12 protein-coding genes are annotated in these 12,992 nt (G+C 49.4%); 8 read left to right on the top strand and 4 right to left on the bottom strand.

What is annotated here, in order from left to right; translation table 11 throughout:
- Positions 1-23: 23 nt before the first annotated feature.
- Together pdhR and ampD are read right to left on the bottom strand one after the other, a co-directional pair.
- Entirely contained in the window at positions 24-797 is a 774-nt protein-coding gene (gene pdhR, locus AC2204_RS16315) for a pyruvate dehydrogenase complex transcriptional repressor PdhR (protein WP_318926735.1), read from the bottom strand.
- 297 nt (positions 798-1,094) lie between these two features.
- Positions 1,095-1,652 carry a 1,6-anhydro-N-acetylmuramyl-L-alanine amidase AmpD gene (gene ampD, locus AC2204_RS16310; protein WP_318926734.1) on the bottom strand — a complete coding sequence of 186 codons (558 nt, stop codon included), beginning with the start codon at positions 1,650-1,652 and terminating at the stop codon, positions 1,095-1,097.
- Between the two features lie 349 nt (positions 1,653-2,001).
- Between ampD and nadC the strand changes: the two genes are divergently transcribed.
- From nadC to yacG, 8 genes are all read left to right on the top strand, one after another.
- Positions 2,002-2,889 (top strand): carboxylating nicotinate-nucleotide diphosphorylase, encoded by an 888-nt coding sequence (nadC, locus tag AC2204_RS16305; protein WP_318926769.1) that lies wholly within the window; start codon positions 2,002-2,004, stop codon positions 2,887-2,889.
- A 438-nt stretch (positions 2,890-3,327) separates the two neighbouring features.
- Positions 3,328-3,732 carry a pilin gene (locus AC2204_RS16300; protein WP_318926733.1) on the top strand — a complete coding sequence of 135 codons (405 nt, stop codon included), beginning with the start codon at positions 3,328-3,330 and terminating at the stop codon, positions 3,730-3,732.
- 3 nt (positions 3,733-3,735) lie between these two features.
- Entirely contained in the window at positions 3,736-5,421 is a 1,686-nt protein-coding gene (gene pilB, locus AC2204_RS16295; RefSeq protein WP_318926732.1) for a type IV-A pilus assembly ATPase PilB, read from the top strand.
- 85 nt (positions 5,422-5,506) lie between these two features.
- A complete protein-coding gene (locus AC2204_RS16290; protein ID WP_318926731.1) occupies positions 5,507-6,727 on the top strand; it encodes a type II secretion system F family protein in 1,221 nt (406 codons plus the stop codon).
- A 191-nt stretch (positions 6,728-6,918) separates the two neighbouring features.
- Complete coding sequence (locus tag AC2204_RS16285) at positions 6,919-7,797, top strand: prepilin peptidase (RefSeq protein WP_318926730.1); 879 nt, start codon at positions 6,919-6,921, stop codon at positions 7,795-7,797.
- Entirely contained in the window at positions 7,794-8,399 is a 606-nt protein-coding gene (coaE, locus tag AC2204_RS16280) for a dephospho-CoA kinase (RefSeq protein ID WP_318926729.1), read from the top strand. The genes AC2204_RS16285 and coaE overlap by 4 nt, the downstream gene beginning before the upstream one ends.
- Before the next feature lie 65 nt (positions 8,400-8,464).
- Positions 8,465-9,202 carry a cell division protein ZapD gene (zapD, locus tag AC2204_RS16275; protein ID WP_318926728.1) on the top strand — a complete coding sequence of 246 codons (738 nt, stop codon included), beginning with the start codon at positions 8,465-8,467 and terminating at the stop codon, positions 9,200-9,202.
- A 30-nt stretch (positions 9,203-9,232) separates the two neighbouring features.
- Positions 9,233-9,418 (top strand): DNA gyrase inhibitor YacG, encoded by a 186-nt coding sequence (yacG, locus tag AC2204_RS16270; RefSeq protein ID WP_318926727.1) that lies wholly within the window; start codon positions 9,233-9,235, stop codon positions 9,416-9,418.
- A 103-nt stretch (positions 9,419-9,521) separates the two neighbouring features.
- Here yacG and mutT read toward each other — a convergent pair whose 3' ends face one another.
- Positions 9,522-9,920, bottom strand: coding sequence for an 8-oxo-dGTP diphosphatase MutT (gene mutT / locus AC2204_RS16265; protein WP_318926726.1), 399 nt, complete (start codon positions 9,918-9,920; stop codon positions 9,522-9,524).
- Between the two features lie 143 nt (positions 9,921-10,063).
- Complete coding sequence (gene secA / locus AC2204_RS16260) at positions 10,064-12,790, bottom strand: preprotein translocase subunit SecA (protein WP_318926725.1); 2,727 nt, start codon at positions 12,788-12,790, stop codon at positions 10,064-10,066.
- Positions 12,791-12,992: the final 202 nt, after the last annotated feature.

The following is a 12,992-nucleotide window of genomic DNA, read 5'->3' as shown; positions in this document are numbered from 1 at the left end:
TGCCTCGGCTTATATGAGGGGTATTAATCCAGCCCATCCTTGCGTTGTTGAATCCGACGAAGAGAGCGTTCACGTCTGCTATCTTCACGCGTTAAATCCAACAGGGTTTCCTCGATATAAGCCAAATGTGCATGCGATGCTTCACGAGCTTGTTCTGGCTGACCAGAAACAATCGCTTGCACAATATCGGCTCGATGCTTTCGCACCTTTCCCACCACTTCTGGGCGGCGGTTCAGGAGCTCAAAGTTTTGTAATACGTTTTGCTCTAGCAATGGGGCCAGGCTGCGGATGATATGCAGCAATACCACGTTATGTGCGGATTCGGTCACCGCAATCAGGTACTGCATTACCGCGCTGGCTTCGGCTTTCTGATCGCCTTGCTGCTGAGCCTCTTGTATCCGTGTATGACAGTCACGAATACGAGTGAAATCTTCTTCGTTGCCTCGTAATGCTGCGTAATAAGCAGCAAGCCCCTCAAGGGCATGACGGGCTTCTAGCAAGTCCAGTTGTGTTTCAGGGTGAGCCGCCAGCAAATCCAACAATGGTTCAGAAAAACTCTGCCATAGTTTCTCGGTCACAAACGTACCCCCGCCCTGGCGACGAGTGAGCAGTTTTTTAGCTTCAAGTCGCTGGATAGCTTCCCGCACTGAGGGACGTGAAACATCGAATTGCCTAGCCAACTCACGCTCCGGAGGTAGCTGCTGCCCGGGGGACAAGGTGCCCTCCAAGATCAGACGCTCAATCTCCTGCTCGATAGCATCGGAGAGCTTAGGTTGGCGAATCCGTTTATAAGTCATTTTTTATTTATGCTTCTTGTACTTATATCGTTTCAGACAAATCCACTATGTAACTAAGTGCGGATAATTGGTCTTACCAATTTAACAATGGGAATAAAGTTTACAGAAATAATTGAAGATGTCCACCCGCGACTTGATGGAAATCATAGAATGACGGGTGATTTAACAAAAACGTCAAATTGTATCAACTTATGAAAACATTATTAAAAAGAGGTGGTAACAGGCGGGAGTGTGATAGAAGGTAGAAAATTGTTAATGGTCAGACCAAATGCTTACCAACCATTATCTCATTCGACACTAGCAAATATTGAACAGCGCGGTTTTAAACAATCGCCAGTCAAAAGCCAGACCGGGATCGGTTTTGCGGCCCGGCGCAATAAACTCATGCCCGGTGATCCGGGAAGTATTGATATGAGGATAACGTGTCATGATAGCCCGGCTAAGCCCTGTTAAGGTGTCGTACTGAGCCTGGGTATAAGGGAGGGTGTCCGTTCCTTCCAGTTCTATACCAATAGAAAAATCATTACATTTGTCTCGCTCGGCAAAACGTGAAACTCCGGCATGCCAGGCGCGACAATCAAACGGTACAAACTGAATAATACCGCCATTTCGTCTGATTAAACAGTGTGCTGACACACGTAATCCAGAAATTACCTCGAAATAGGGATGTTCATTCGGATTTAACTGTCCGGTAAAGAGTTGTTCAATATAAGGGCCGCCGAACTGTCCCGGCGGCAAACTGATGTTGTGTACCACCAGCAGCGAAATATCCAGGGCTTCCGGGCGTTGATCATAAAAAGGGGAAGGGACGTGTTTGACGCCGTCGAGCCAGTGATTATTATTGATTGTGAACATTTGTTAATCCTGTGGGGTTAAGATCCTAGAAGCGAGTATCGAGTGAAAAAATCCTAGAGGACACATCACGCATCTCAAAGCGCAGCGCCCTGGCTTCTATTTCTCGGGTCCTGTCAGGCAGACTCCCTGAGCCACGACTGAGAGTCAAGCTTTTCTGCTCTTCCCATAGAACCTTAGGGCCATAGGGCCGCTGTTAAAACCGCTCTTTCTTGCTTTTCCTCGGTTCTGGGTTCTCGCATCTCGCGGCATCTCAAGGTATGATCAGCATTATTAAAATCCGGGAAAATTCTACCCGCTTTTCCTGTTCATTAGCAGCTCAACCTATTGCTACGGATCCGCCATGACTAAGATGGAAAGAAAACACGACAGCCAAGCGCGCTTAGACTACTTAAAACAACAATTACCGCAAGAGATCAGCCGCGCGGTCGCAGATACCCTGCGTGAAGATCTGGGCGGTACGATCAATCCTGAGCTCGATATTACCGCCAGCCTGATCCCGGCACAAAGCCAGAATGTGGCGACCATTATTACCCGTGAACACGGCGTGTTCTGTGGTCAGCTATGGGCTGATGAAGTCTTCAAACAGTTGGGCGGCGAAGTGACTATCGAATGGCATGTCCAGGATGGCGATACCGTAGAGCCAAACCAGACTCTCTGCACCCTGACCGGCCCGTCGCGTATTTTGCTCACCGGTGAACGCAATGCCATGAACTTCATCCAGACCCTGTCGGGCTGTGCCACCGTTGTCGCCCAGTATGCCAAGCAACTCGAAGGAACCCGTACCCGCCTGCTTGATACCCGTAAAACCATTCCGGGCCTGCGCAGTGCGCTGAAATATGCGGTCACCTGCGGCGGCGGCTATAATCACCGTATCGGGGTCTTTGATGCGTATCTGCTCAAAGAAAACCACATCATAGCCTGCGGCGGCATTGCCCAAGCTGTCGAGGCGGCGAAACAACTCAACCCCGGCAAGCCGGTCGAAATCGAAACGGAAAATCTGGACGAGCTGCAACAGGCGATTGATGCCGGTGCCGACATCATCATGCTGGATAACTTCACCACCGAGATGATGCGCAAAGCGGTTGAAATCAACCAGGGCCGGGCGGCATTAGAAAATTCCGGTAACGTGACCCTAGAGACGATCCGTGAATTTGCCGAAACCGGCGTCGATTACATTTCTGTCGGGGCGCTGACCAAGCACCTCAAGGCGATGGATCTATCGATGAGGTTTGTCTAAAAGCGGTACTATGGTAAGAGCGGTCCTAGGCCCTGGGGCTGCTCTTCATCAAAGTTCACATCACAATAAAGCCACTTCTTTCTTTCAGACTTTCTTATTTTTTACTTCTATTCTTTTCTGACCGAAGTTCTAACACCCCACAGGACCACAGGACCACAGGACCACAGGACCACAGGACCGAATTTACTCTTCCCCCAAAACATTCAACATACTCCATCAGAAAACAGACCCCAACACCCACTAAGTTGATAATTTTCTTAATAAAAAACTGCGTCCCACCCCCCTCCTGCATATGCAACAAATGTAATCGCTTGCGTTATATTTCAGACTGCGCCGAGCAACTGGCCCTTCCATGTTTAGTACCCAACCAATTGGCTATAACTTTATTCTCACTGGACAATTACTAATGCCTGACGGCAATTTTCGAAGGATACAAAAATGAAACAACAGAATGGTTTTACGCTAATTGAATTGATGATCGTAGTGGCGATTATCGGCATCTTGTCGGCATTTGCGGTGCCTGCATACCAAAATTATGTTTCAAAAGCAGAAGCCAATACAGGTTTAGGTGAATTAGCTGCGCTAAAAACCAATGTCGAAGATCACATCATGAATAATGGTGCTTTCCCTGCTGATCCAGGGACTGTCAATGGGTCAACAAAAGGCGCTAAGGGCACGATCGCATTTGATGCAAAAGCAAATACAATGACATACACGTTTGCAAACGCTACCCCTCCTGTAAATGGGAAAAAAATCGTTCTAACTCGTACTATGGGAACAGGTGTTTGGGCATGCACTTCAGATATTACAGACGCTAAAGTCAAACCATCAACGTGCTCATAACCAATGCAAACCAACCTCGCTTCCATCCTGCACCAGGCTGACTTGATCAGCCCGGAGCAGGCGCAGCAAGTGGTGGACTTTGTCCGGGCAGAAGGCACTAATGTGCCTTCTGCCTTGGTGTCTCTGGCCGTTTTCAGCGACGGCGAACTGGCGCGTCACCTTGAGTCGATTTTTGCCCTCGAGCGGGTCGATGTGCACCAGTACGATTACACCGGATGTTGTAAAACGCTCAACCAGCGCGAGCTGATACTGCGCCATCACGTATTGCCGCTAGGGCTGACCGAATCGACCCTGTTGCTGGGGATCAGCGACCCCACCTATACTGATGCCCAGGATGAGTTCCGCTTTGCCACCGGCAAAAATATCGAGCCGCTGCTGCTCGAAAATAAACAGCTTGAAAGCGCCATCCGGCGGATTTACGGCAGCGACATTGGCGAAACCCAGCATCGCCGCGATGTCAGCGATCAGGATCTGGACGATCTGGTTGATATCAGCGACAGTGAAATTGACGAGACAACCGATTTAAGCCAGGACAGCGCGCCGGTTACCCGCTACATCAACCAGGTACTGCTTGAGGCGGTGCGGAAAAAAGCCTCGGATATCCATTTTGAACCCTATGAAGAGAGCTACCGGATCCGCTTTCGCTGTGACGGTATCCTGCATCAGCATGCCACCCCGCCCGCTCAGCTGTCACGCCGCTTATCGACCCGTTTAAAGGTGATGTCAAAGCTCAATATTGCCGAGCGCCGCCAGCCGCAAGACGGCCGGATCAAACTCAAGTTAACCCCCACCCTCGCGGTTGATCTGCGGGTTTCCAGCCTGCCGACACTGTGGGGCGAAAAGATCGTCCTGCGAATTCTTGACGGCTCCAGCGCCAGTCTGGATATCGATCTTCTCGGTTATAACGCCAAGCAAAAGCAGGACTATCTTGCGGCACTTGAGCAGCCGCAGGGGATGATCCTGATGACCGGGCCGACCGGCAGCGGCAAAACCGTCTCTCTTTATACCGGACTTAAGATCCTCAATACCGACGCGCGCAATGTGTCAACGGCCGAAGATCCGGTCGAAATCAACCTGCCGGGCATTAACCAGGTTCACATCAATACCCAGGTTGGTCTGGGGTTTGCCGAAGCGCTGCGGTCGTTTTTACGTCAGGATCCGGATATCGTGATGGTCGGCGAGATCCGTGATATTGAAACCGCCGCCATTGCGGTAAAAGCCGCCCAAACCGGCCACTTGGTACTTTCGACCTTGCATACCAATTCTGCGGCAGAGACCGTCACCCGCCTCACCAATATGGGGATCGAAGATTTCAATCTGGCCTCTTCGCTGAGCCTGATTATCGCCCAGCGTCTGGCTCGACGCTTATGCCCGCACTGTAAACAGATCCATGATATTGACCCGATCAGCCGGGATAAGCTTGCGATCCCGTTAACCAGCGTGATTTTCAAAGCCAGCGAACACGGCTGCGATGATTGCAATAAAGGCTATTTAGGCCGGGTCGGGATCTATGAAGTGATGCCCTTTAGCCGCGAGCTGGCCGAAGCCCTGGTCGCGGGAGCAAGTACCTTGGAGCTGGAAGCCATCGCCTGTCAACAAGGCATGCAGCGCCTGCAGCAATCGGGGATTGAAAAGCTCACAGATGGCATTACCAGCCTGGCTGAGCTGCAACGTGTTTTGCATTATTAATCGTGTTGAGTTTTGAGTAGCTAGTGGCGAGTGACTAGTAACTCGAAACTCGAAACTCGAAACTCGAAAATAATAAGGATCCGTCATGAAACCAGCCAATAAATTACGCTATTACCACTGGCGCGGCATCAATCCGGCGGGCCGAAAAGTCTCCGGCGTCATTATTGGCTTTCAGGAACAGGAAATTCGCAGCAAGTTGACGGAACAACGGATCCAAATAAAAAAAATAAAACGCCGCAAACCGTCAACGTTCAGCAAACTGAGAAACCAGATGTCATCGGGAGATATCACCGAAACGACTCGTCAACTGGCCACCATGATTGAATCGGGCGTACCAGTGGTACAATCTTTCAAACTGATCTCACAAAGCCACCATAAATCGGAAGTTCGGGCTGTACTGTCACAGGTCACAACCCAGGTTGAAGCGGGTTCGTCGTTAGCCAAGGCATTGAAAACCAGCTCCCCGCTGTTTGATACGTTTTTTTGTGATCTGGTAGAGACCGGCGAGCAAACAGGACACCTCGGTGAGGTCTTTTCCCGTATTGCCACTTACCGGGAAAAAAGCGAATCCACCCGCAAGAAAGTCATTAAGGCGATGATTTACCCGGCAATGGTGACCTTTACGGCCGTATTGGTCACCATTATGATGCTGGTCTTTGTGATCCCGCAATTTGCCAGTATTTTCAGCAGTTTTGGCGCTGAACTGCCGTGGTTTACCCGTCAGGTCATTAAGGCATCGGATTTTCTGACTAACGACGGAGGCTATCTGGCCATTGCGCTCACCGCCCTCTTATTACTCTACCGCTCCTGCTATAAAAAATTCTACCGCTTAAGACTGGCCTCCAATCGACTCACTCTGAAGCTCCCCATCTTGGGTAAAGTACTGCTCAAAGCCACGATTGCGCGTTTTGCCCGCACCCTGGCGACCACGTTCAGTGCCGGAATCCCTCTGCTCACCGGGCTGCAATCAGCCGGTAAAACCACCGGCAACCTCCATATTCAACAAGCAATTCACGAAGCGTATACCAGTACGGCAGCTGGGATGCCTCTATACCTATCTCTACGTCAGTGTAATGTTTTTCCTGAGCTTATGCTGCAAATGACCATGATTGGTGAAGAGTCGGGGGCGCTGGATGACATGCTCAATAAAATGGCCCTGCTCTATGAAGACGATGTCGATAACACGGTCGATAATCTGGGCAAAATTCTCGAGCCGCTGATTATTCTGATCCTGGGCGGGCTTATTGGCAGCCTGTTGGTCGCCATGTATATGCCTATTTTCACCTTGATGAGTGTCATTGGGTAATGATGGAGGTTCGAGATCCTAGAGTAAAGTGGTCCTGAAAACAGGTTTGCCAAGCCGCGTCGGATCCCAGCTTTTCCGCTTTAGCCATAGGGTCTTAGGGCCATAGGGCCATAGGGCCGCTATGCCTGATCGCTAGGATCTCCCCCCTTAATCCCCTACAATAACCGTAATAACTAATATGAGACATTTTCATGGAACTGCTTACTTACTACCCTTGGTTATTTCCTCTCTCCAGTGCTATTTTCGGGCTGTTGATTGGCAGTTTCTTAAATGTGGTGATTTACCGCTTACCCGTTATGATGGAACGGCAATGGAAAGCTGATTGCATTGACTGCTTCCCTGAATTTGGCACGAATGCTGAAACGGCAACACCGTTTAACCTCAACGTACCCCGTTCCCGCTGCCCGCACTGCCAGCATTCTATCACCATGTGGGAGAACATCCCGGTGATCAGCTGGCTCTTGCTTAAAGGTCGCTGCAGTGCCTGTCAGGCCAAAATCAGTGCCCGCTATCCGGCGATTGAGCTATTAACGGCAATAATGACCGCCACAATAGCCATGATGCTGCCGCCTTCACCATGGGCCCTGGCCGTTATTTTCTTCAGCTTTGCACTGATCGCTCTGACCTTTATTGATCTCGATAAAATGTTACTGCCCGATCAAATCACCTTACCGCTGATGTGGACCGGTATTTTTGTTGCCTTGCTTGGCTGGGGGCCGGTCTCGCTGCAAGATGCTATTATCGGGGCGATGGCCGGCTACCTCTCGCTATGGAGCTTATACTGGTGCTTTAAATTGCTAACCGGCAAAGAAGGTATGGGATATGGCGATTTTAAGCTGTTAGCCGCGCTTGGTGCCTGGCTGGGCTGGCAGACTCTGCCTTTTGTGGTCCTGCTCTCTTCCTTGGTAGGTGCAATCTGTGGCATCATCTTGTTGCGTATGCAAAAATCAGATTCGCAAACACCTTTTTCATTTGGCCCCTACCTGGCGATGGCGGGTTGGGTCGGTATTTTATGGGGGAGCCGAGTCATTGACTGGTACCTCGGTTCATATTTAGGACTGTCGCTATGACTATGGTCGTTGGCTTAACGGGCGGTATTGGCAGTGGGAAAACCACTGTCGCTGATTTATTCGCTAAATATGAGATAAACGTTATTGATGCCGATGTCATTGCCAGGGAGGTCGTTGAGCCGGGAACGCCCGGATTAACGGCGATTATCAACAAGCTGGGTCCTGACATATTGCTGACAGATGGCACCCTTGACCGAAGTAAACTCAGACAGGCCATTTTTAATCAACAACCTCTTAAAGAGTGGCTGAACAACCTGTTACACCCGCTTATTCGGGAAAAAATGCAGGATGAGGTAAAGAAGGCAACCTCCCCTTATTGCTTGCTGGTGGTGCCATTGATGGTTGAAAATAATCTGCAAGCGATGACTCACCGCCTGTTAGTGGTGGATGTGGATGAAGGGATACAGGTAGCCCGTACTCAGCAGCGCGACCAGGTTGCTCCTGAGCAGGTAAAAAAGATCCTGGCGGCGCAGGCCTCTCGAGAACAAAGAAACGCCGCTGCAGACGACATCATTTGTAATAATGGCGACAGCACTGTACTTGAAAATAAAGTAGCGGAATTACATCAACAATATCTCGAAATGAGCCGGCTTTATCAGTAATTCCACTGACATTAAGTAACGATACATTCAGAGCCTTCTCTAGAGGTTCAATTCAAGGTGCACTCATGCAGACAAACCGTTTTGAACATCCGTTGAATGAAAGAGTGCGTATTTACTTACGCCTTGAGTCTTTGATCCGGCAAATGACCCATGCCAGCCAGCTGAGCGACCAATGGCAGCATCAGGTATTCTTCCGCGCGCTGTTTGACTTATTGGAAATTCTTGATCAGGTTCAGCTTAAAACCGAGCTGGCTAAAGATCTTGAGAAACAAAGAGTCCGGTTAAAAAATTGGTTAAATGTCGAGGGTGTGGATCAGACCGCGCTTTTAAAGTTACTTGATAATATGGATATCGCGCACCACAAATTAATTGCCGCGACGCGCCTGGGGCAGGATTTACGTGATGACCGCTTTTTAAGTGGCATAAGGCAACGCTTCTCGATTCCCGGCGGCAGTTGCTGCTTTGATCTTCCGGCCCTGCACCACTGGCTGCATTTACCTTTAGCCCATAAGCAAAATGATATTGCTAACTGGCTTAAGCAGCTGGCAGAAATGACCGACGCGCTCAATTTATGGCTTCGTTTTACCCGAGAATCAGGGCAAGTCCAACCGCAAATTGCACGTGGTGGCTTTTTCCAGCATGAGGCAGAGAATGCACATTTATTACGTCTGTATATTTGCCCTAGCTATGGGGTATACCCTATGATATCGGGACATCGTAGCCGTTTTGCCATACGTTTCCTGCCATTTGAGGAAGGCACAGCGATTGCGGATAATATTGAATTTCAACTAGCTATCTGCTGAGGTCACCTCGTGCCACAATCAAAGAATCCTATGATCGTTAAATGCCCTACCTGTAAAGCCGAAGTGGAATGGAATGAGGCAAGTCAATTCCGACCTTTTTGCTCAAAGCGCTGCCAGCTGATTGATCTCGGCGAATGGGCGGAAGAAGATAAAGCGATCCCAGGCGCGCCTGATACGTCTGATTCCGATATCTGGTCGGAAGATATGGGAGAATAATTCCAGTATCAAGAGGCGAGATCCGAGTCTCTCTAAAAAGCGGGAAGAACGGTCCTGAGGACCTATGGTACTAATGCCCGTACCATAGGACCATAGGGCCAGTTTACATCCCCATCAGCTTTTCCAACACCGCATCATTGGCATCCGGGAACGCATAGCGTGTCAAATCCGTCAGTCTCACCCACTCCCCCGGCTGGCCTTCTTTACCATAGGCCTCACCACGAAAGGCTTTTACCAAATAAAAGTCGAACTTGAGTGCCTTATCGGGAAAATCATGCTCCAGCGCGATAAAATGTTCTAATTCCGTGGCTGTAATACCCACCTCTTCAAACAGCTCACGGATGACCGCTTGTTCCGCTGTTTCACCGGCTTCCACTTTACCGCCGGCAAACTCCCAGAACCCGCCCTGGTGTGCTTTTGCAGCACGTCGGGTAATAAAGACCTGATCATGATCAGGGCTGAGAATGATCCCGGCCGAGATCCAAATGCGCTTTTTATCCAAACTGACTTCCTGTTAACCGTATCGAATCACGAGAAACGCGTCTTTACAACACGCGTAACTCACTTCTCGCCACTCGTCTCTGCTATAAAAAAAGCCGCTTGCGCGGCCTTTTTACAATATCAAACAGAACGATACTTGATCAATTAATTGATCTTACCGTGACATTGTTTATATTTTCTGCCAGAACCACATGGGCAAGGCTCGTTACGGCCCACTTTACGCTCATCACGCTGGAAAGTACCGGCAGATGCTTGCTCATCACGGTCATCAGCAATTGGGCTATCGGCACTCTGATGCTGATACTGCTGGCGACGAGCCAGCTCTTCCGCTTGCTGGCGGCGCTCAGCTTCCATACGATCCACTTCTTCCTGCTGCTGTACACGCACTTTGCTCAGGATTGCAATCACATCAGATTTCAGGCTTTCCAGCATCTCCTCAAACAGTTCAAACGACTCGCGCTTGTACTCTTGTTTTGGATTCTTCTGGGCATAGCCGCGCAGGTGAATCCCCTGACGCAGGTGATCCATCGCAGCAAGGTGTTCTTTCCAAAGCATATCCAGATTTTGCAGCATGACCGTCTTTTCGAAGTTACGCAGCACTTCGGCGCCGACCACATTCTCTTTCTGCTGATAAATGGACACCGCTTGCTCAACAATACGTTCGCGCAAAGCTTCTTCGTAAAGCTTGTCTTCCGTGTCCAGCCATTCCTGGATCGGCAGATCCAGATCGAAATCGGCTTTCAGGCGATCTTCCAGCCCTTTCACATCCCACATTTCTTCCAGCGACTGTGGCGGAATGTAGTTGTCAATGATCGTAAGCAGAACATCTTCGCGATTATGTCCGATCATCTCGCTGATATCATCAGCATTCATCAGTTCATCACGTAATTCATAAACGACCTTACGCTGATCGTTCGCCACATCATCGAACTCAAGCAATTGCTTACGGATATCAAAGTTTCGGCCTTCAACCTTACGCTGGGCATTTTCAATCGCTTTGGTCACCCAAGGATGTTCAATCGCTTCGCCTTCTTCCATCCCCAACTTTTTCATCATGTTAGAAACACGCTCTGACGCAAAGATACGCATCAGGCCGTCTTCCATTGATAGATAGAAACGAGAAGAGCCGGCATCACCCTGACGGCCCGAACGACCACGCAACTGGTTATCGATACGGCGAGACTCATGACGCTCGGTACCGATAATATGCAAGCCACCCGCAGCAAGAACAGCGGCATGATCTTCTTTCCACTTCGCTTTAATCTTGTCGATTTGGGCATCCGTTGGTGCTTCCAGCTTGGCAATTTCACTCTGCCAGCTGCCACCTAACACGATATCCGTACCACGACCGGCCATGTTGGTCGCGATAGTGACAGAACCTGTCTGCCCCGCCTGGGCAACAATGTCGGCTTCTTTTTCGTGGAACTTGGCGTTCAGAACCTGGTGCTTAATACCTTGTTTTTTCAATGCATTAGAAAGCATTTCAGATTTTTCAATCGAAACTGTACCCACCAATACCGGTTGGCCTTTGGCAACACGTTCTTTAATATCTTCGCAAATTGCCGCAAACTTCTCTGCCTCGGTCATATAAACCAAATCACCCATATCATCACGGATCATTGGTTTGTTCGTCGGCAGAACGACCGTTTCTAAGCCGTAGATTGACTGGAACTCAAACGCTTCGGTATCAGCAGTACCGGTCATACCCGACAGTTTGCTGTACAAGCGGAAATAGTTCTGGAAAGTTATCGATGCCAGCGTCTGGTTTTCGTTCTGGATCTTCACACCTTCTTTGGCCTCAACCGCCTGGTGAAGACCTTCAGACCAGCGACGACCGGGCATAGTACGTCCCGTGTGCTCATCGACAATGATCACTTCGTCATCTTTAACAATATAATCAACATCGCGTTCAAACAGAACATGGGCACGCAGTGCGGCATTCACATGGTGCAACAGGCTGATGTTCGATGGCGAATACAAGGTATCATCCTCTGCCATCATCCCGTGCTGCTGCAGTAATTCTTCCACGAACTCCTGACCGTTTTCAGTCAGGTAAGTCTGCTTGGATTTCTCGTCAACAGTATAGTGGCCTTCACCACGGTACTCTTCGCTATCTTCCTGATCTTGTCTGATCAGCAAGGGAATCAGCTCATTAATCTTGGTATAAAGCTCTGAACTATCTTCGGCAGGGCCGGAGATGATCAGCGGAGTACGGGCCTCATCGATAAGAATGGAATCGACCTCATCGACAACGGCGAAGAAGCGTTCACGCTGAACACGATCTTCCGGACGGAACGCCATGTTATCGCGCAGGTAATCAAAACCAAATTCGTTGTTGGTACCGTAAAGCACATCGGCGGCGTAAGCTTCTTTTTTCGCTTGCGGCGGCATATTGGGTACGTTGACACCAACGCTCATACCGAGGAATTCAAATAGTGGGCGGTTTGTTTCAGCATCTCGCGCAGCGAGGTAGTCATTCACGGTAACAATGTGAACGCCTTTACCTGTCAGCGCATTCAAGTAAGCAGGCAAGGTTGCAGTCAGTGTTTTACCTTCACCGGTACGCATCTCTGCAATCTGGCAATCATTCAGTACCATACCGCCAAGCAGCTGAACGTCAAAGTGACGCATGCCAAACACACGGTTAGATGCTTCTCGAACGGTTGCAAATGCTTCTGGAAGCAGCTGATCCAGTGTTTCACCCTGATCTAAACGCTCACGAAATTCGGCTGTTTTTGCTTTCAGCTCTTCATCCTGAAGGTTTTCAAATTGAGGTTCTAATTTGTTGATTTCATCAACAATTTTGCGCAAACGACGCAGGGTGCGGTCGTTACGGCTACCGATAACTTTAGTCAGTAGTTTTGATAACATGACGATGCCGTTCTCTTTGTTTATTTCAGCTTACAATACACGCTGAATAGCTTAGTCTGAGGGTCATTGACGGGGATCATAGTCATCCCTGTTCCGCCTGAATCCGTCACTTTGGGTGACAATGAGGCCAACACCTAAAACAATGGTTATAAATGATATTGTGTCACTCCTTGTCACTTTCAAGGGAAATAAGAAAACAATA

The organism is Photobacterium sp., assembly GCF_057456235.1.
The sequence above is the reverse complement of the archived record's forward strand: the minus strand, read 5'-3'. Positions and strand labels throughout refer to the sequence as shown.